Here is an 18,730-nt window from a genome sequence, read left to right on the forward strand (position 1 = left end):
GGTGCGGTACGGCCGTATCGGCTTACCTGATCAGGGTGTCCACCCCCGGACTCCGGCACCGGAATCTCAGCCTGCCGCCGCGAGAACCAGCGGAAGAACCTGTTCGCCCCCTGCCCGGCGGATCAATCGGGCGGCGACGGCGAGGGTCCAGCCGGAGTCGGTGTAGTCGTCCACGAGCAGGACCGGGCCTGGAGTGGCGGCCAGGGCGCCGGCCAGGTCCTCGGAGACGGCGAAGGCGTCGGACAGGGCCCTGAGGCGTTGCGCGGAGTTGCTGCGGCGTGCCGCGTGCGTGCCGTCCGGTCCGGTGTACGTCAGGGTGCCCAGGAGGGGGAGACGGCCGATGGTCGCGATGCCCTGGGCGAGGGAACCGACCAGTCGCGGGCGGGCCAGTGACGGTACGGCCACGACTCCCACAGGCCGGGCGGAGGCGTCCGTGACGTCCGGTGCCCAACCGCCCGGAGAGCGCGCCCAGTCGGCGAGGACCGCCACCGCGGCCTTCAGGACGTCGTCGGGGACCGGGCCGTCAGGCGCGTTCTCGGCCAGCAGCGGGCGCAGTCGGTTGCCCCAGCCGATGTCCGAGAGACGCCCCAGGGCACGCCCCGTGGAGCACTGGTCCTTGGCCGGGATACGGCCCTTGAGGTCGACGCCCAGCGCGGGCATCCCGGTCGGCCACATCCGGCGCGGCTCGACCTCCACTCCAGGGCGGTCGAGTTCCTTCGTCGCCCCTGTCAACGTCTCGGCCGAGACGGAGGAATCGATCCAGGCGCCCGCGCAGTTGTCGCACCGGCCGCACGGCACCGCCCCTTCGTCGTCCAGCTGGTGGCGCAGGAACTCCATCCGGCACTGGGACGCGCTCACGTAGTCGCGCATGGCCTGTTGCTCGGTGGCCCGCTGCTTGGCCACCCACGCGTACCGCTCGGCGTCGTACACCCACTCGGCTCCGGTGGCCGCCCAGCCGCCCTTCACGCGCTTGACGGCTCCGTCGACGTCCAGGACCTTGAGCATCGTCTCCAGGCGGCTGCGCCGAAGGTCCACCGCCGTCTCCAGGGCGGGCACGGACAGCGGTCGTCCCGCGTCGGCGAGGGCGGAGAGGGTCTGGCGGACCTGCGTCTCGGGCGGGAAGGCCGTATCGGCGAAGTAGCGCCAGATGGCCTCGTCCTCCCTGCCCGGCAGGAGCAGCACATCGGCGTGGGCGACACCGCGTCCCGCACGCCCCACCTGCTGGTAGTAGGCGATCGGTGAGGAGGGCGAGCCGAGGTGGACGACGAAGCCCAAGTCCGGCTTGTCGTAGCCCATACCCAGGGCCGACGTGGCGACGAGTGCCTTGACCCGGTTCTCCTGGAGGTCGATTTCGGCCTGCAGCCGGTCGGCGTTCTCCGTCTTCCCGGTGTACGAGGCGACTTTGAAGCCCCGTTGGCGCAGGAAGGCGGTGGCTTCCTCGGCGGCGGCCACGGTGAGCGTGTAGATGATCCCCGAGCCGGGCAGCTCGTCCAGGTGCTCGGCGAGCCAGGCCAAACGGTGTGCGGCATCCGGCAGTTGGACCACCCCGAGGCGCAGGCTCTCGCGCTCCAGCGGACCGCGCAGCACCAGGGCCTCTCCGGCGCCCGTGCCCAACTGCTCGGCCACATCGGCGGTCACGCGCGCGTTGGCGGTCGCGGTGGTGGCCAGTACCGGTACGCCGGCGGGCAGTTCGGCCAGCATCGCGCGCAACCGGCGGTAGTCGGGGCGGAAGTCGTGTCCCCAGTCGGAGATGCAGTGCGCCTCGTCGACCACCAACAGGCCGGTCGTGGCCGCGAGTTTGGGCAGGACCTGGTCGCGGAAGTCCACGGAATTGAGCCGTTCGGGACTCACCAGGAGAACGTCGGTCTCGCCGCGCTCGACCTCTCCGTAGATGCTGTCCCACTCCTCCGGGTTGGCCGAGTTGATGGTGTGCGCCCGGATACCGGCGCGCGCCGCCGACTCGACCTGGTTGCGCATCAGCGCCAGCAGCGGCGAGATGATCACCGTGGGTCCGGAGCCACGCCGGCGCAGCAGGGCGGTGGCGACGAAGTACACCGCCGACTTGCCCCAGCCGGTGCGCTGCACCACCAGGGCGCGCCGGCGCTCCTCCACGAGAGCGGCCACCGCCTGCCACTGGTCCTCCCGCAGCCGCGCCGTACCGCTCGGGTCACCGACCAGCTCGGCGAGGATGGCGTCGGCCTCTGCGCGCAGCTCCTGGTTGCTCATCCCCCCATGCAACCTCACGCCACTGACAACGGCCCAATCCGCCGCCGTGAAGCAGCCCGCGGGACCGGCTCCCGCACCCGGGCCGACCAGCGCCCTCTGGACCTCCCGCACGTCAATGGCGTACGAAAGTGTCGTGCTCGAACGTCCCAGGCGTCGCCGGGCGACGCATTGGGTAGGGATATAAGCCACAGACCGCCGGATAAGGGTCTGTGGCCCCATTTGCTCGTTGCCGCATCCCAGTTCGACAGGAAGAATTGGAGTCCGCTCCCCGCACGGCTCGTCCGTGATCCGGTAGGGCTCTGCTGCGGTGTGCGCTCCCCCGAATCCGACCCCGCCCGTAGTGTGGGCGCGTAGCCGAAGGGAGGACCGTGACCTTCGGATTCGCTCCGTCCTCCGCGGCATCCACGTCGACGTCTGCCGACCTGTCCGCCGCTTCCGCCAACCCCCTCGCCCGTCTGCTCGAACCCTCCGAATGGGCCGCCGCCGGAATCCCGTTGCTGCGCAATCCCCGTGAGGTCGTCAGCGGACTGCACTCCCGGCATCGCCCGAGACCGGCGACCGCGATCGTGGCCGTCCTCGACCCGGACGAGCGACTGCTCGCGAGCGCCTCGTTCGTCCGGCGGTCCGCCCCGGCCGACGGCTGGATGTTCCGCAACGCGCTGCTCGCGCAGCTGCGCCGGGTCATCCCGCACGATCTGCGCCGCCGTACGCCGGTGCGCACCGCCGTGCTGCTCTACTGCCGTGAGGGCGACGCGCGGTGGACCGAGGAGGACGGCGCGTGGATGTGGGGGCTGCGTGACGCCTGCACGCTGCACGGGCTGCGCTGTGGGGCCTACATCACGCTGACCCGCGACGGCTGGCAGGTGCTCGGCGAGGGGCGCGGCGGCCGACGGCCCAGCGCGGACTCCGCGCCGGAACCTTTCGCCATGTCCGAGGTACCGCCCCTGCTGCCCCGCACCGGCGGCGCCGCCTCAGAGGTCCTGCGCCGCGCCGCGGCCCGCTGAACCCGGTCCGGGCACCACGCCCGGACCGCGCGCCGCCACACGCCACCACTACGGAGTCCGTACGACGCCGAGCCGCCCCGGGCGGAGACTCCCGCACGCCCGGTCACGCGCACCGCACGCGAAGAAGCCCCCCACGGAAGGCACGTTTCGCCTGCCGTACGACCGTAATCCGCGCACGCCGAACGCCCCACCGTGCACAGACCGTCGCGACGGCGTTGACACCACCGCCGTCGCTCTCCGGGAGTCCCGGAGACGGCTCAGACGCCCGCGCCCAGCACCGAGTTGATCTGCTGCGGGTCGCCGCACACGATCAGCAGGGCACCGGCCCGGCCGAGGGCCAGGGGCAGAGCGGTGGCGGCAACGGCGGCGGGACCTCCGTTGACGGCGACCACGACGACGGGACGGGACGCCGCCCGGCCCGCGACGGCGGCGTCCGCGTAGAAGACGTCGTCGCGCGCGTCGTGCTGCGCCCAGTAGGACGCTTCGCCGAAGGACAGTTCGTGGGCGGCCCACGGGTGCGGTTCGCCGGTGGTGATCACCAGCACGTCACCGGGGGTACGGCCCGACTCCAGGAGCAGGTCGACGGCTTCCTCGGCGGCGTCCAGCGCGCCCTCGGCCGAGGCCGGGACCAACTGGATCTGCGGGGTCGCCACAGCGGTGTCGGAGGCGGTGGGAGCAGCCGGACCCGAGGGTCCGGGCTTGGCCACGGCCACGTCACGCGGCGTGCGTTGCGCCGGGGCCGTCGGCCGCAGGGGGCCAGGGCGACCGGGACGCGACGGAGCCGCGGGGCGGGGGCCGGGTACAGGGCGGGGGGTCGGCGCGACGCGGCCGCTGGCCGGAGTGGCGCGGGGACCCTGGGCACTCTCGTGAATCTGAGGCTCCTCGGGAATGAGAGGCATGAGCTGATTTTTATCAAACGTTGGTGCGGCTCGCGCCAGGGGGTGGCACATGAGTGCGAGCGGAACAGTCAGAAGTCGAAGCCGAGCTGGCCCTCGATCTTCGGAACGGTTCCCTCCACCCAGCTGCGGGCCTTCTTGAGGTGCCGCCACTGGGGCAGCGCATCAAGATACGCCCACGACAACCGGTGGTACGGGGTGGGTCCCCGCTCCTCCAGCGCGGCCTTGTGCACGGGTGACGGATACCCGGCGTTGGCCGCAAAAGCGAAGTCTGCATGGTCGATGCCCAGTTCGGCCATCATTTTGTCGCGCTGAACCTTGGCGATCACCGAAGCGGCGGCGACCGCCACACACGACTGGTCGCCCTTGATCACCGTACGGACCCGCCAAGGAGCCCCCAGGTAATCGTGCTTCCCATCGAGGATGACCGCGTCGGGGCGAACCGGCAAGGCCTCCAGGGCCCGTACCGCGGCGAGCCGCAGCGCGGCCGTCATCCCCAGGTCGTCGATCTCCTCGGGGGACGCGTGCCCCAGGGCGTACGCGGTCACCCACTTGCGGAGTTCCTCGGCGAGTTCGGTGCGTCGTCTGACCGCGATGAGCTTGGAGTCGGTGAGGCCTTCGGGGGGTCGGCGCAGTCCGGTGACCGCCGCGCAGACGGTGACGGGTCCGGCCCACGCGCCGCGCCCCACCTCGTCGACGCCGGCAATGACCTTGGCTCCGGTCGTGGCGCGGAGTGAGCGCTCGACGGCGTGAGTGGGTGGTTCGTACGGCATGGCGCCCTCAGGGTACGCCGCCCGGTACCCCCTGCGACACCCAGGTTTCCCCAAGCTCCTCCACGACCGTCCCGGTCAGGCGTCACGCACCGCCGGGCCGGAGCAGCGGAAGCATCAACTGGTCGATCATCTCCTCGATGTCGACGTCTCTCCATTCGCTGCCGCACATCTTCGAGCGGTACATCATCATGGCCGGGATGGCATCGATGACATAGCTGTTGGACGCGTCGGAGCGGACCTCGCCCCGCTCTATTCCTCGGTCAATGGCCTCGCGGAGCAGTCGGATCGTCGGTTCCACGACCCCTTCGAAGATCACGCCATGGAAGCGCTCCGCCTGCACGGTGTCGCATTCGTGAATCACCGCGCGTAGGGCGAATCCGGGGCGCGAGAACATCGCGTCGCGCGCCTGCGTGCACAGCGCCAGCAGATCCCCGCGCACGTTTCCCAGGTCGGGCGCGTCGTCCAGACGCGGCAGTCCGGCCTGCAACGCGTCCGCGACGAGGTCCTCCTTGGAGGACCAGCGCCGGTAGACCGCGGCCTTGCCCGTCTGGGCGCCGGCGGCGACGCCTTCCATCGTGAGGGCGTTCCATCCGACCGTACTGAGCTGCTCCAGTGCAGCGTCCAGGATCGCGCGTTCGAGCACGGCGCCGCGGCGGCGGAGGGAGGCCGTCCGAGCGGGGGCGGCCGTCCAGCCCGAAGTAACCATCTGAGTGTCTCCAGCGAGCAGTGGAATGGGGGATTCCGGGGATCGGGGATGCGTCACGCGGCAGCGACGGGGACGCGCCACACGAAGGCGAGTTAAGTGAACGCTTGCGTTCACTGTCGGGGACTCACTACCGTTGACGCGGCAGTGAACGCGAGCGTTCACTAACTCACTTGTGGGGGACCCATAGTGACAACCTCTCAGTTGATTCAGGAACCGAAACCAGGGGCGGCCCGCCGGGAGGGGCATCCCGGCATCGCGCTCGCGGTCATCGCGGCCTGCCAACTCATGGTGGTACTCGACGCGACGATTGTGAACATCGCCCTCCCGCATATTCAAGCCGCGCTCAGTTTCAGCACGACCGACCTCACGTGGGTCGTCAGCGCCTACACGCTCACCTTCGGCGGCCTGCTGCTTCTCGGTGGCCGGGCCGGTGACATCCTCGGCCGGCGCCGGGTTTTCACGACCGGCATCCTGCTCTTCACCTTCGCCTCGCTGCTCGGCGGACTCGCCCAGGAACCCTGGCAGTTGCTGGCCGCGCGCGTCCTTCAGGGCATGGGTGGCGCGATCGCGTCGCCCACCTCGCTGGCACTCATCACCACCACCTTCCCCGAAGGCCCGGAGCGGAACAGGGCGTTCGGAGTCTTCGCCGCGGTCTCGGCGGGCGGCGGCGCGATCGGTCTGCTCGCGGGCGGCATGCTCACCGAGTGGCTCGACTGGCGCTGGGTGCTCTTCGTCAACGTGCCGATCGGTCTGCTCATCGCCGTGCTCACACCGCTGTACATCAGCGAGTCCGAACGGCACACCGGCCGCTTCGACATCGCGGGCGCACTGACCTCGACGGCGGGCATGGCGTCCCTCGTCTACGGCTTCATCCGCGCGGCGGACAAGGGGTGGCGCGACAGCCTGACCATCGGGTCCTTCGCCGCGGCGATCGTCCTGTTGGTGGCCTTCGCGATCACCGAGTCGCGGGCCAAGGAGCCGATCACCCCGCTCAGGATGTTCGCCGACCGCAATCGCTCGGGCACCTACGTGATCATGCTGAGCCTGGCCGCCGCGATGTTCGGCATGTTCTTCTACATCGTGCTCTTCGTGCAGAACGTGCTGGGGTACAGCCCGATCCAGGCGGGTCTCGCCTTCCTGCCGGTGACGGTCGTGATCGCGGCCGGCGCGGGCCTGTCCCAACGGTTCCTGCCGGTGCTCGGGCCGCGACCCTTCATGCTCATGGGCTCGGCGCTCGCCGTGATCGGGCTGGCCTGGCAGACCCTCATCAGCTCGGACAGTTCGTACGTCGACGGAGTACTCGGCCCCATGCTGGTGTTCGGCTTCGGCATGGGCCTGAACTTCGTGACGCTGACGGTGACCGCCGTCTCCGGTGTCTCCCCGCACGAGGCCGGCGCGGCCTCCGCGCTGCTCAACGTCATGCAGCAGGTGGGCGGTTCGCTCGGTCTGTCCATCCTGACCACGGTGTTCGGCTCGGCCAGCAGGGACGAGGCGAAGAAGCAGCTGCCGAAGTTCCTCTCCCACGGTTCGGCCGAGCAGAAGGCCGAGTTCGCCAAGTCGCACCGGCTGCCCGCGCCGTGGGGGCACGAGGTGCTCGCGCACGGCATCTCGACGGCCTTCATCCCGGCCGCCGCGATGGCCGTACTCGCCCTGGCCACCGCCTGGTTCGTGATCCGGGTCCGCAAGAGCGATCTCGAGGCCCTCGCGGGCACGGCGGGTCCGGGGATCGCCTGACCGGTCGGGCCCGGTCGGGGCCCGACCGACCGGCTCCAGCGAAATCCTCATGACCACCCACCCCCTACAGCTGTCGTGCCCTGTCTGCCGTGTGGACTCATGTGTCACACAGCAGCTGCCAGGACAACGGCCGGGCGGTCACGGAGAGTTCCCAACGGGCACAGAGAGTTTCGATGGTGTGCGGACGGCGCCGCAGGACGAGGAGTTGAAGGCGTCAGACGGACGTCGGCACCCAGTCGGGCAGCGCCTCCGTCCGCTCCACCCACTCTGCGGGCGGCGCCCCCGCCGTACCGCCGGCGATCACGCCGCCCACGATCGCGCACGTGGTGTCCACGTCCCCACCGACCTGGGAGGTGGCCCAGAACGCCCGCTCGTAGTCGCCGAGCCCGCGGGCAGCCGACCAGAGCGCGAAGGGGACCGTGTCGTGAGCTGTCGTACGACGTCCGCAGCCCAGGACGGCCGCGACGGTACCCGCGTCGGCGTAGTCGAGCATGTCGCGGGCGCGCCGCAGCCCCGCGCCGACGGCGCTCTTCGGTACAAGGGCGATGACGCCGTCGAGGAGTGCCTCGCCGCTGGGCGGGCCGTCGGGGGACGCGGCCAGTGCGGCGGCCGCGGCGACGGCCATGGCGCCGGCCACGGCCTCGCGGTGCTGGTGTGTGGGGTAGGCCGAGATCTCCGCCTGGTGGGTCGCCTGCTCGGGGTCGTCCGCGTACCAGGCGCCCAGGGGTGCGATCCGCATCGCCGCGCCGTTGCCCCATGACCCCTGTCCGTCGAAGAGCGCGGCGGACAGCTCGCGCCAGTCGCCGCCCTCGCGGACGAGGCGCAGCAGCCGGTTGACCGCGGGGCCGTAGCCGCGGTCGAAGTCGTGGCGCACGGCGAAGGAACGGGCCAGCGCGTCCTGGTCGATGCGGTGGTGGGCGGCCAGGACCGCGACCACGGAGCAGGCCATCTCCGTGTCGTCCGTCCACTGCCAGGGAGCCGGCGGCAGCTTCCCGCGCTTGAGCAGCGGGTAGTTCACCGGCACGAAGAACTGGGAGCCCAGCGCGTCACCCACCGCCAGTCCGCGCAGGCTGGCCAGGGCGCGGCCCAGGCGCGCGTCGAGAAGGTCGTCGGCGTCGAGAGCGTGCGGAGAGTCGGGGGAGGTGGGAGAGGAGTCGGCGATCATCGCTCCGCACCCTGTCCACTGATCCCGTACGGCTCCGGGTCCCGCCAGCTGTCGAACGGCCGGTCCAGGGCGTACCTGCCGTCGTCTCCCAGAACGAGCATCCGCATCTCGGCGTTCCCCGGATTCGACAGCGACTCGAACTCCGCGACCGTCCAGTGGAACCAGCGCATGCAGAACAGCCGCATCGCCAGGCCGTGTGTCACCAGGAGCACGTTCGGCGGGTGGTCGGGGGCCTCGAAACTGCGGTACAGGCTCTCCAGGAAGCCGCCGACCCGGTCGTAGACGTCGGCACCGGACTCGCCCTGGGCGAAGCGGTAGAAGAAGTGCCCGTAGGCGTCCCGGTACGCCTTCTGGAGGCGTACGTCGTCGCGGTCCTGCCAGTTCCCCCAGTCCTGTTCGCGCAGCCGGGGTTCCTCGCGTACCCGCACGAGGTCGGGGTCGAGGTGGAAGGCGCGGAAGGTCTCGTGCGTGCGGCGGTACGGGGAGACGTACACGCTGATGCGCTCGCGGCCGAACACCTCCCGCAGCCGCTTGCCGGTCTCCTCCGCCTGTCGCCAACCCTGGTCGGTCAGCGCCAGGGCATGGTCGGGTTCACGCTCGTACACAGTGTCATCAACATTGCCCGTTGACTCGCCGTGCCGGACAAGGACGATGCGCCGTGGTCGTGCCATGCCAAAACCCTAGATCGAGTGACGGCATATCGAGCACTCGTACGGGCTCCATACGGCGTAGGTCACACAAATTGTGCCCGTTGGGCCACATAGGGGCGCACGATTCACACACCGGGACGTCGACGCCGTCAGTCCGGATATCAAACTGTCCACCCCGGTTCGAGCTGGACGATGTCGCCCGTGAGGGACGCGACGTCCGCCTCGATCTGGGCCCTCAGGGCGAGCCGCTCCACCCGCTCGGTCCGGTACTTGCCGTGTTCGGCGGCCGAGTGCCACATCGACAGCACCATGAACTCGTGTCCCGGGGCCTCGCCGAACAGCCCGCGGAGCATGCCCGGGGAACCGGCCATCGCGGGATTCCAGACCTTCTCCTGCATCAGCGTGAAGTGCTCGGCGCGCTCCTCGTGGACACGGCACAGCGCCACCCGCACCAGGTCGGCGTCGGTGAAGCGCGGTTCGAAGCCGGTCTTCACGTCGAAGCGGTGGTCGAACAGTTTGACCTGCGCGTCCTTGAAGGTGCCCGCCTGGGCCGACGCCAGCCGGTCGTGGGATCGGGCCATGAAGGAGTCGTAGAAGGCACGGCTCTCCCAGAACGCGAAGATGTGCGCCACTCCTGGCCGTGCTCTGCTCCAGCCTCCCCCCTGTCCCCGAAATCCCGGCTCACCCAGCAGCCCCGCCCACTTTCGCTGCCCGCGCTCGAAGCCGCGGCGGTCCACGACGGTGCAGCGAATCCACTTGACCAGCACCGCGCCATCGTAAGGCCACGGAGCGTGGCGCCGGTCACGCTCCGGCTGAGATCGTCGGCGCATGCGCCCCCGCGCGCGTGGCACGATGGACAACGAACGCTGATCGCCCAGTAGTTGGGGCGCGCGATCGAGGCGAACGGGGAAGGGGAACTGTGGTGAACGGCCTCAACAAGGGGATCCGCAAGGCCGAAGTCGGGCTCCAGTGGGATCCGAGTCCCACCGGGCAGCCGCCCGTCGATCTGGACATCGTCGCCACCACCTATGTGGCGGGCGACCTGTACGGCGCTCCCGCGTACGCGGTGCACTTCGACAGCCGCTCCCCCGACGGCACCATCTATCTCAACCGGGACAGCAAGGACGGCAAGGGCTTCGGCTGGGACGAGGTCATGACCCTGGAGCTCGACCGGCTCGCCGACCGGTACGCGCGCGTGGTGGTCGGTGTCGTCATCCAACAGCGTGTCGCCCACCGTACGTTCGTCAACGTCCTCAACCCGAAACTGCGCATCCGGGAGGGGTACACCGTCCTCACCGAGGACGACTTCGGTGACGTCCTCGGTGCGACGGCGGCGACGGTCGGGGAGTTCGTCCGGGACGACTCCGGAAGCTGGGACTTCCACCCCGGCATCCAGGGCTTCGAGGACGACCCCGCGACCTTCACCCGGACGATGGGCAGGGCGCAGCAGCCCTGAGCCCGTCGCGGACGGCTCGTCAGCCGGCGGTCCAGCCCGGGACCGTCGGCAGCACCTCTTCGGCGATACGGAACAGCGCCTCATCGTCGGGCGGCACGTCGTCCTGACGCCAGATGGATATCTCGAAGGAGTCGCCCCGGTCCTTCGCGCTCATGGAGACCAGCAGACTGCGGGCGACGCCCCCGGGGCCCGTACTGGCCTTGCCGCCACCGAGGTTGAAGCTGATGGCGATGGTACGGTCCGAGTAGAGGACGGCCGGGCGCCCCAGGACCGTCTTCACCTGCGAGCTGGAGTCCACATAGCGGGCCGCCTCGGCGACGGGAATGTCGTCGTAGGACGCCGACAGCCGCACCGAATACGTCCTCAGGTCGACGTCTGCCTCAGGGCTGGCGATCTTGGTGCCGCCGGCGAGCGTCATCCAGCCCGAACTCCCCGAGGCGGACTCCGCGTGCTCGTCCGGAGTCCCCAGGAGCACCGGAAGGTCCGCGCGGTTCAGCGCCGCGCAGAGCTTCGTCGGCGAAACGTACTTCGCCGGCAGGGTGTTGTCCGCGCTCGCCGAGCAGGTCGCCGGTTTGCCGTCCTGTGCCGACGTCTTGGGCAGGACTCCCCCAAGTCCCCACATACCGCCCACCATGCCGCCGACCACCACCACCGCCGCGACTGCCTGGGCCCCCGCCCTCATGCCTCTTTCGGGTTCGACGGAATCGTCGACCATGCCCCCACCCTCCCCTGTGCGCACGCTATGTGCGTCGAGGGAGATTAACCGCTGATCGTTCCCCTGGGAAACCGGATTCGCCCCGGGCCGGGAAACGCCGAGGGCGGCGGAGTCCTGATACCGACTCCGCCGCCCTGACCAGCTAGTTCACTTCAAGCAGCTGCGGTTGATCAGCTGCAGCCGCTGGTCGACCCGCACCCCTCGCAGATGTAGCAGGAACCGGCCCGCTGCATCTTCGTGCCGCAGGAGAAGCACAGCGGGGCGTCGGCCTGGATACCCAGCTGCATCTCCACCAGTTCGGCGCTGGTGTGCGCCTGCAGCGGGGCGGGCTTGGTCGCCTCGGCCACGGCCGTCGGCGCGGCCACAGCCTTCAACTCCTGGGCGCGGGGCGCCGACTGGGCGAGGCCCTCCACGTCGACCTCGACATCGTCGATGGACGGCTCGTACGAACCGGTCTCCAGGTGACGCTGACGCTCGTCCGCGGAGTGGATGCCGAGCGCGGAGCGCGTCTCGAAGGGCAGGAAGTCGAGCGCCAGGCGGCGGAAGATGTAGTCGACGATCGACTGCGCCATCCGCACGTCCGGGTCGTCCGTCATGCCGGCCGGCTCGAAGCGCATGTTGGTGAACTTCGAGACGTACGTCTCCAGCGGCACGCCGTACTGGAGGCCTACGGAGACGGCGATCGAGAAGGCGTCCATCATGCCCGCGAGGGTCGAGCCCTGCTTCGACATCTTCAGGAAGACCTCACCGAGACCGTCGTCCGGGTAGGAGTTGGCGGTCATGTAGCCCTCGGCGCCGCCGACCGTGAAGGAGGTCGTGATGCCCGGGCGGCCCTTGGGGAGGCGCTTGCGGACGGGGCGGTACTCTACGACCTTCTCGACCGCGGTCCGGATGGTCTCCTCGGCCTTGGCGGTGACCTCGACCTTCTCCTTCTCCTTGGTCTTCGCGGAGAGGGGCTGGCCGACCTTGCAGTTGTCGCGGTAGATCGCGAGCGCCTTGACGCCCAGCTTCCACGCCTCGAAGTAGACCTCCTCGACGTCCTCGACGGTCGCCGTCTCCGGCAGGTTGACCGTCTTGGAGAGCGCGCCGGAGATCCAGGGCTGGATGGCGGCCATCATGCGGACGTGGCCCATCGCGGAGATGGAGCGCTCGCCCATGGCGCAGTCGAACACCTCGTAGTGCTCCTGCTTGAGGCCCGGGGCGTCGATCACATTGCCGTTGTCGGCGATGTGGGCGACGATCGCCTCGATCTGCTCCTCCTGGTAGCCCATGCGACGCAGGGCCTGCGGGACGGTGCCGTTGACGATCTGCATCGAGCCGCCGCCGACCAGCTTCTTGAACTTGACCAGGGCGAGGTCGGGCTCAAGGCCGGTGGTGTCGCAGGACATCGCGAGACCGATGGTGCCGGTCGGGGCGATGACGGACGCCTGCGCGTTACGGAAGCCGTTCTTCTCGCCGAGGCGCAGCACGTCCTGCCAGGACTCCGTGGCCGCGGCCCAGATGGGCGTGTCCAGGTCGTCCGCGCGCGGAGCCACGGCGTTGGCGTCGGCGTGCTGCTTCATGACACGCAGGTGCGGCTGCTCGTTGCGGGCGTAGCCGTCGTACGGGCCGACGACCGCGGCGAGTTCGGCGGAGCGCTTGTACGACGTGCCGGTCATCAGGGAGGTGATGGCACCCGCGAGGGCACGGCCGCCGTCGGAGTCGTACGCGTGGCCCGTCGCCATCAGCAGGGCGCCGAGGTTGGCGTAGCCGATGCCGAGCTGGCGGAACGCGCGCGTGTTCTCGCCGATCTTCTGGGTCGGGAAGTCCGCGAAGCAGATGGAGATGTCCATCGCGGTGATGACGAGCTCGACGACCTTGGCGAAGCGCTCGACCTCGAAGGACTGGTGGCCCTTGCCGTCGTCCTTGAGGAACTTCATCAGGTTCAGCGAGGCGAGGTTGCAGGACGTGTTGTCCAGGTGCATGTACTCGCTGCACGGGTTCGAGCCGTTGATACGGCCGGACTCCGGGCACGTGTGCCACTGGTTGATGGTGTCGTCGTACTGGATGCCCGGGTCGGCGCAGGCCCAGGCGGCCTCGGCCATCTTGCGGAAGAGCTCCTTGGCGTCGACCTCCTCGATGACCTCGCCGGTCATGCGGGACGTCAGGCCGAACTTGTCGCCGTTCTCGACGGCCTTCATGAACGTGTCGTTCACGCGGACCGAGTTGTTGGCGTTCTGGTACTGCACCGACGTGATGTCGTCGCCGCCGAGGTCCATGTCGAAGCCCGCGTCGCGCAGCGCGCGGATCTTCTCTTCTTCCTTGACCTTGGTCTGGATGAAGTCCTCGATGTCGGGGTGGTCGACGTCCAGGATGACCATCTTGGCCGCGCGGCGGGTGGCGCCGCCGGACTTGATGGTGCCCGCGGAGGCGTCGGCGCCGCGCATGAAGGAGACCGGTCCCGAGGCGTTGCCACCGGAGGAGAGCAGTTCCTTGGAGGAGCGGATGCGGGACAGGTTGAGGCCCGCGCCCGAACCACCCTTGAAGATCATGCCCTCTTCCTTGTACCAGTCGAGGATCGACTCCATGGAGTCGTCGACGGCGAGGATGAAGCAGGCCGAGACCTGCTGGGGCTGCGGGGTCCCTACGTTGAACCACACGGGGCTGTTGAAGCTGAAGACCTGGTGCAGGAGGGCGTACGCCAGCTCGTGCTCGAAGATCTCGGCGTCGGCGGGCGAGGCGAAGTACTTGTGGTCCTCGCCGGCCTTCCGATACGTCTTCACGATGCGGTCGATGAGCTGCTTGAGGCTCACCTCGCGCTGCGGGGTGCCCACAGCGCCGCGGAAGTACTTGCTGGTGACGATGTTGACCGCGTTCACCGCCCATTCGGCGGGGAACTCGACGCCACGCTGCTCGAAATTGACCGAGCCGTCGCGCCAGTTGGTCATGACGACGTCACGACGCTCCCACTCCACCTCGTCGTACGGATGCACGCCGGGGGTGGTGTGAATACGCTCGATGCGCAGTCCCTTGGTGGTCTTGGTGCCCTTCGTACGGGAACCTCGTGCCGGACCGCTCGCCGTCTCTGTCATGCCGCCTCCCTCTACAGGCAAAAACGCCCTGAAATGCCACGATGTTCCCGTGGCAGAGTGTTTGTCTGGTGTCACGGCAGCCCACACGCTCATGGCTCCGCGACAAGTTCTGGTCCGCCGCTGTCCGACCGGATCCGGGGTCTCCGCCCGGTTCCGGCCCGTCGGTCAGTCGGCGGAGTGGGCGGGCACGGGGACCTGAACAGTCCCTCCGGACCCACCGTCGTCTTCCTGGCTCCCCGATCCCGCGTCTTCGTCGTCCGCGGCGGGTCCAGGCGTCGCCTCCCGCAGTTCCACGATCGCGGCCTCGAAGTCCTCGAGCGAGTTGAACGCCCGGTAGACGGAGGCGAATCGCAGATACGCGACGAGGTCGAGCTCCTGCAACGGGCCGAGTATGGCCAGCCCGACGTCATGGGTGGTCAGTTCGGCGCTTCCGGTGGCCCGCACGGCCTCCTCGACCCGCTGGCCGAGCTGGGCGAGTGCGTCCTCGGTGACAGGCCGTCCCTGGCATGCCTTGCGCACACCGTTGATGACCTTGGTACGGCTGAAAGGCTCGGTGACTCCGGACCGCTTGACCACCATGAGCGAGCACGTCTCCACGGTCGTGAAACGACGGGAGCAGTCAGGGCACTGGCGGCGTCGGCGGATCGACGTACCGTCGTCGGTCGTACGGCTGTCGACGACACGGCTGTCGGGGTGCCTGCAGAAGGGGCAGTGCATGATCTCCAACCCTCCCTCACAGCAGACTCAATAGCCTCGGGAGACCCCTTGGGCCTCTCGAAGCAGCCCCAAGCATAGGGGATGGCCGAGACTGCGGAGACCCGGGGGACCACAACTTCTGGGCTGCTGCCGCAATCCAACCACTAGATGTGGTGATTGGCTCACACAAACACGCCGCACGCGCGTGTCGCACCCGTATTGGCATGTGCCATACGGCCATACCGTCACCCCGAACACTCGGGCGCACAGCCGTACCGCCAGGGCACTTACGGGGATACCGTGAGCGCGGCACGGAGGAGGCGTGGGGCTCCCGCACGGAACGGGACCGGCCCCCGACTGCCGGGACACCGGGTGGCAGACTGAGGCGACAACCTACAAGGTCACCACCCGGGCGGCGAAGAGGGCAGCGATGGGCTCTTCGTCCACCAGGTGAAGCGTCAGCCATACACCCAGACACATGGTCGCGGGAGGCCATCCGCGATTTTTCACTCGAACGTGTGTTTGGCGCAACCTTTCGAAAGCAACTACCGTTGTCCAGCAGGGAGACCATCGAGAGGGGCCGACGTGACCACCACCGCAGACAGTGCCACCATCACTGCCCAGGATCGCTCCCAGGGCCGACTCGAGCCGGTGCATGCAATGAACGAAGCCGCGAATCCCGAGGGACACAAGCGTTCCCTCCCAGGCCGACCTCCCGGCATCCGGGCGGACAGCTCGGGACTCACGGACCGGCAGCGCCGGGTGATCGAGGTCATCAGGGACTCGGTGCAGCGACGGGGCTACCCGCCGTCGATGCGCGAGATCGGCCAGGCCGTGGGCCTGTCCAGCACGTCCTCGGTCGCACATCAGCTGATGGCACTGGAGCGCAAGGGCTTCCTGCGCCGCGACCCGCACCGCCCGCGCGCGTACGAGGTCCGCGGCAGCGACCAGTCCTCGTCGGTGCAGCCCACGGACACCGCGGGCAAGCCGGCCGCGTCGTACGTCCCACTGGTGGGCCGTATCGCCGCCGGTGGCCCGATCCTCGCCGAGGAGTCGGTCGAGGACGTCTTCCCCCTCCCCCGCCAACTGGTCGGTGACGGTGAGCTGTTCGTCCTCAAGGTCGTCGGTGACTCGATGATCGAGGCCGCGATCTGCGACGGCGACTGGGTCACCGTGCGCCGCCAGCCGGTCGCCGAGAACGGCGACATCGTGGCCGCCATGCTGGAGGGCGAGGCCACCGTCAAGCGCTTCAAGCGCGAGGACGGGCACGTCTGGCTCCTCCCGCACAACGCGGCGTACGAGCCGATCCCCGGCGACGACGCGACGATCCTCGGCAAGGTGGTGGCGGTGCTGCGGCGCGTGTGACGGCGGCTGCGGCGGGCGGGCCCCTCGGCCCCGCCCCCTGACCGGACCCCGGGACCCCTGCGCCGGTTCCGGGGTCCTGTGCTGTCCGGGGTCCGGAACCGGCAGCCGAACCGGCGCGCTCCGGGGCGGTGTTGCCCCGGAGCGCCGGATCACTCGGATTCCGCTTCCCCCTGCTTCGCCTTCGCGTCGATCGCGGCCAGCGACCTCCGGACCTGGTCGCGGTCCGTGGTGTACCAGAAGTCGGGCAGTGACGCCTTGAGATAGCTGCCGTAGCGGGCGGTGGCCAGCCGCTGGTCCAGGACGGCGACCACACCCCGGTCCCCCGACGCGCGGACGAGACGGCCGGCGCCCTGGGCCATGAGGAGCGCCGCGTGGGTGGCGGCCACCGCCATGAAGCCGTTGCCCCCGGCGTCCTCGACCGCCTTCTGGCGGGCGCTCATCAACGGGTCGTCCGGACGCGGGAACGGGATCTTGTCCATGACGACCAACTGGCAGCTGGGGCCGGGGACATCGACGCCCTGCCAGAGCGACAGCGTGCCGAAGAGGCAGGTCTTCGGGTCGCCCGCGAAGTTCTTGATCAGCTCGCCGAGCGTCTCCTCGCCCTGGAGCAGGATCGGGTACTCGGGGATGCGGGAGCGCAGCTCCTCGGCGGCGAGCTGGGCGCCCCGCATCGAGGAGAAGAGGCCCAATGTGCGACCGCCCGCCGCCTGGATCAGTTCCGTCAACTCGTCCAGCATGTCGGCGCGATCACCGTCCCGCGCGGGGCGCGAGAGGTGCTTGGCGACGTACAGGATGCCCTGCTTCGGGTAGTCGAAGGGCGAGCCGACGTCGACGCCCTTCCACTGCGGCAGGTCGTCGCCCGCGGTGCCCTCGGGGGCGAGGCCCAGGGAGGCCCCTACGCCGTTGAAGTCGCCGCCGAGCTTCAGTGTCGCGGAGGTCAGGGTCACCGAGCGGTCCGCGAAGAGCTTCTCCCTCAGCAGGCCCGACACGGACATGGGGGCGACGCGCAGGGAGGCGCCGAAGCGGTCGTGGCGTTCGTACCAGACGACGTCCCACTCGGAGCCGTTGGTGATGCGCTCCGACACGTCGTGCACGGCCTCCACGGAGGCCAGCGCCTGCTTGCGGACCGCGTCCTCGTCCTGCACGGACTTGTCACGGGTGGCGCCGATCGCGGAGATCACCGTACGGCAGGCGTCCCGGAGCGCCATGAGGGCGTAACCGAGGTCCTCCGGGATCTCCTCCAGGCGGCCCGGCAGGGCGAGCTCCATCAGCCGCTCGAAGCCCTCGGCGGCGGTCTGGAGCTGGTCGGCGGCCTTCTCGTTGACCAGTTTCGCGGCACGGCGCACCGCGCGGCTGACCTGGCCCGGGGTGAGCTCGCCGGTGGCCACTCCGGTGACCCGCGAGACCAGTTCATGCGCCTCGTCGACGATCAGCACCTCGTGCGGCGGGAGGACCGGGGCGCCCTCGATGGCGTCGATCGCGAGCAGCGCGTGGTTGGTGACGACGACCTCGGCGAGCTTGGCGCGCTCGCGGGCCGCCTCGGCGAAACACTCCGCTCCGTAGGCGCACTTCTGGGCGCCCAGGCACTCGCGCGAGGACACCGACACCTGCGCCCAGGCGCGGTCGGAGACTCCGGGCGTGAGGTCGTCGCGGTCGCCGGTCTCGGTCTCCTCCGTCCAGTCGCGCAGCCGCAGCAGGTCCTGGCCCAGCTTGCTGGTGGGCGCCGCCGCCTCGAACTGGTCGAAGAGGCCCTCCTCCTCGTCCTGCGGCATGCCCTCGTGTAGCCGGTGCAGGCACAGGTAGTTCGACCTGCCCTTGAGCATCGCGAACTGGGGGCGTCGGCGCAGCAGGGGCTGCAGTGCGTCGACCGTGCGCGGCAGGTCCCGCTCGGCCAGCTGGCGCTGGAGCGCGAGGGTGGCGGTCGCGACGACCACACGCTCCCCGTGCGCGAGCGCGGGCACCAGGTAGCCGAGCGACTTTCCGGTGCCGGTGCCGGCCTGGACCAGCAGATGGGAGCCGTCGTCGATCGCCTCCGCGACGGCTTCGGCCATGGTCACCTGGCCGGGGCGCTCCGAACCGCCGACGGCGGTGACGGCAGCATGCAGGAGTTCGGGGAGTGAGGGCTTCGTCATAGCGCGACCACCCTACGGGGCGGGACTGACAACCGGGCGATCAAGGCGGGAGGAGGGGGTGGATCAAGACCGGTGGTCTTTCGGATGGGGGCGATTTCGGTTCGGTTGAGGATCAAGTCGGTTCGGGCCGGGACCAGACAG

At 69.6% G+C, this 18,730-nt stretch carries 15 protein-coding genes; 4 read left to right on the forward strand and 11 right to left on the reverse strand.

Going from position 1 to position 18,730, the window contains the following annotated elements; genetic code table 11:
- Nucleotides 1–66: 66 nt before the first annotated feature.
- Nucleotides 67–2,226, reverse strand: coding sequence for a RecQ family ATP-dependent DNA helicase (locus ACIQBL_RS44505; protein ID WP_401953787.1), 2,160 nt, complete (start codon nucleotides 2,224–2,226; stop codon nucleotides 67–69).
- 368 nt (nucleotides 2,227–2,594) lie between these two features.
- Between ACIQBL_RS44505 and ACIQBL_RS44510 the strand changes: the two genes are divergently transcribed.
- Entirely contained in the window at nucleotides 2,595–3,230 is a 636-nt protein-coding gene (locus tag ACIQBL_RS44510) for a hypothetical protein (RefSeq protein ID WP_329349201.1), read from the forward strand.
- A gap of 257 nt (nucleotides 3,231–3,487) precedes the next feature.
- On the opposite strand, the gene ACIQBL_RS44515 is transcribed toward ACIQBL_RS44510, so the two are convergent.
- From ACIQBL_RS44515 to ACIQBL_RS44525, 3 genes are all read right to left on the reverse strand, one after another.
- Entirely contained in the window at nucleotides 3,488–4,129 is a 642-nt protein-coding gene (locus tag ACIQBL_RS44515; RefSeq protein ID WP_401953790.1) for a hypothetical protein, read from the reverse strand.
- A gap of 68 nt (nucleotides 4,130–4,197) precedes the next feature.
- On the reverse strand, nucleotides 4,198–4,899 hold the full coding sequence (locus tag ACIQBL_RS44520) for a ribonuclease HII (protein WP_401953793.1): 702 nt from the start codon (nucleotides 4,897–4,899) through the stop codon (nucleotides 4,198–4,200).
- Between the two features lie 82 nt (nucleotides 4,900–4,981).
- A complete protein-coding gene (locus ACIQBL_RS44525; protein WP_401953796.1) occupies nucleotides 4,982–5,605 on the reverse strand; it encodes a TetR/AcrR family transcriptional regulator in 624 nt (207 codons plus the stop codon).
- A gap of 186 nt (nucleotides 5,606–5,791) precedes the next feature.
- Here ACIQBL_RS44525 and ACIQBL_RS44530 point away from each other — a divergent pair, with 186 nt between their 5' ends.
- Nucleotides 5,792–7,339 carry an MFS transporter gene (locus ACIQBL_RS44530; protein WP_401953799.1) on the forward strand — a complete coding sequence of 516 codons (1,548 nt, stop codon included), beginning with the start codon at nucleotides 5,792–5,794 and terminating at the stop codon, nucleotides 7,337–7,339.
- A gap of 214 nt (nucleotides 7,340–7,553) precedes the next feature.
- Here the strand turns inward: ACIQBL_RS44530 and ACIQBL_RS44535 are convergent, their stop codons facing one another.
- From ACIQBL_RS44535 to ACIQBL_RS44545, 3 genes are all read right to left on the reverse strand, one after another.
- Complete coding sequence (locus ACIQBL_RS44535; RefSeq protein ID WP_401953802.1) at nucleotides 7,554–8,504, reverse strand: ADP-ribosylglycohydrolase family protein; 951 nt, start codon at nucleotides 8,502–8,504, stop codon at nucleotides 7,554–7,556.
- Entirely contained in the window at nucleotides 8,501–9,175 is a 675-nt protein-coding gene (locus tag ACIQBL_RS44540) for a histidine phosphatase family protein (protein ID WP_401953805.1), read from the reverse strand. Before ACIQBL_RS44540 ends, ACIQBL_RS44535 begins: the two co-directional genes overlap by 4 nt.
- 140 nt (nucleotides 9,176–9,315) lie before the next feature.
- Nucleotides 9,316–9,921 (reverse strand): YdbC family protein, encoded by a 606-nt coding sequence (locus ACIQBL_RS44545; protein WP_401953808.1) that lies wholly within the window; start codon nucleotides 9,919–9,921, stop codon nucleotides 9,316–9,318.
- Between the two features lie 155 nt (nucleotides 9,922–10,076).
- On the opposite strand from ACIQBL_RS44545, the gene ACIQBL_RS44550 reads away from it, so the two are divergent.
- Entirely contained in the window at nucleotides 10,077–10,610 is a 534-nt protein-coding gene (locus ACIQBL_RS44550) for a TerD family protein (RefSeq protein ID WP_401953811.1), read from the forward strand.
- A 19-nt stretch (nucleotides 10,611–10,629) separates the two neighbouring features.
- Here ACIQBL_RS44550 and ACIQBL_RS44555 read toward each other — a convergent pair whose 3' ends face one another.
- From ACIQBL_RS44555 to nrdR, 3 genes are all read right to left on the reverse strand, one after another.
- Nucleotides 10,630–11,325, reverse strand: coding sequence for a DUF6215 domain-containing protein (locus tag ACIQBL_RS44555; RefSeq protein ID WP_401953814.1), 696 nt, complete (start codon nucleotides 11,323–11,325; stop codon nucleotides 10,630–10,632).
- A 170-nt stretch (nucleotides 11,326–11,495) separates the two neighbouring features.
- Complete coding sequence (locus ACIQBL_RS44560; RefSeq protein ID WP_401953817.1) at nucleotides 11,496–14,396, reverse strand: vitamin B12-dependent ribonucleotide reductase; 2,901 nt, start codon at nucleotides 14,394–14,396, stop codon at nucleotides 11,496–11,498.
- A gap of 165 nt (nucleotides 14,397–14,561) precedes the next feature.
- A complete protein-coding gene (gene nrdR / locus ACIQBL_RS44565) occupies nucleotides 14,562–15,113 on the reverse strand; it encodes a transcriptional regulator NrdR (protein ID WP_401953820.1) in 552 nt (183 codons plus the stop codon).
- A 564-nt stretch (nucleotides 15,114–15,677) separates the two neighbouring features.
- On the opposite strand from nrdR, the gene lexA reads away from it, so the two are divergent.
- Nucleotides 15,678–16,457, forward strand: coding sequence for a transcriptional repressor LexA (lexA, locus tag ACIQBL_RS44570; protein WP_352111424.1), 780 nt, complete (start codon nucleotides 15,678–15,680; stop codon nucleotides 16,455–16,457).
- A 149-nt stretch (nucleotides 16,458–16,606) separates the two neighbouring features.
- On the opposite strand, the gene ACIQBL_RS44575 is transcribed toward lexA, so the two are convergent.
- Nucleotides 16,607–18,589, reverse strand: a complete 1,983-nt coding sequence (locus ACIQBL_RS44575) for an ATP-dependent DNA helicase (RefSeq protein ID WP_401953823.1) — start codon at nucleotides 18,587–18,589, stop codon at nucleotides 16,607–16,609.
- Between the last annotated feature and the right edge of the window lie 141 nt (nucleotides 18,590–18,730).

The organism is Streptomyces sp. NPDC088350 (assembly GCF_044753545.1).
Lineage (GTDB): Bacteria > Actinomycetota > Actinomycetes > Streptomycetales > Streptomycetaceae > Streptomyces.

What these genes read in the sequence shown, in the direction of transcription:
- ACIQBL_RS44555 (WP_401953814.1), bottom strand. Translation starts at nt 11,325, where the DNA reads ATGGTCGACGATTCCGTCGAACCCGAAAGAGGCATGAGGGCGGGGGCC.
- ACIQBL_RS44535 (WP_401953802.1), bottom strand. Translation starts at nt 8,504, where the DNA reads ATGATCGCCGACTCCTCTCCCACCTCCCCCGACTCTCCGCACGCTCTC.
- ACIQBL_RS44520 (WP_401953793.1), bottom strand. Translation starts at nt 4,899, where the DNA reads ATGCCGTACGAACCACCCACTCACGCCGTCGAGCGCTCACTCCGCGCC.
- ACIQBL_RS44560 (WP_401953817.1), bottom strand. Translation starts at nt 14,396, where the DNA reads ATGACAGAGACGGCGAGCGGTCCGGCACGAGGTTCCCGTACGAAGGGC.
- ACIQBL_RS44515 (WP_401953790.1), bottom strand. Translation starts at nt 4,129, where the DNA reads ATGCCTCTCATTCCCGAGGAGCCTCAGATTCACGAGAGTGCCCAGGGT.
- ACIQBL_RS44505 (WP_401953787.1), bottom strand. Translation starts at nt 2,226, where the DNA reads ATGAGCAACCAGGAGCTGCGCGCAGAGGCCGACGCCATCCTCGCCGAG.
- ACIQBL_RS44525 (WP_401953796.1), bottom strand. Translation starts at nt 5,605, where the DNA reads ATGGTTACTTCGGGCTGGACGGCCGCCCCCGCTCGGACGGCCTCCCTC.
- nrdR (WP_401953820.1), bottom strand. Translation starts at nt 15,113, where the DNA reads ATGCACTGCCCCTTCTGCAGGCACCCCGACAGCCGTGTCGTCGACAGC.
- ACIQBL_RS44575 (WP_401953823.1), bottom strand. Translation starts at nt 18,589, where the DNA reads ATGACGAAGCCCTCACTCCCCGAACTCCTGCATGCTGCCGTCACCGCC.
- ACIQBL_RS44540 (WP_401953805.1), bottom strand. Translation starts at nt 9,175, where the DNA reads ATGGCACGACCACGGCGCATCGTCCTTGTCCGGCACGGCGAGTCAACG.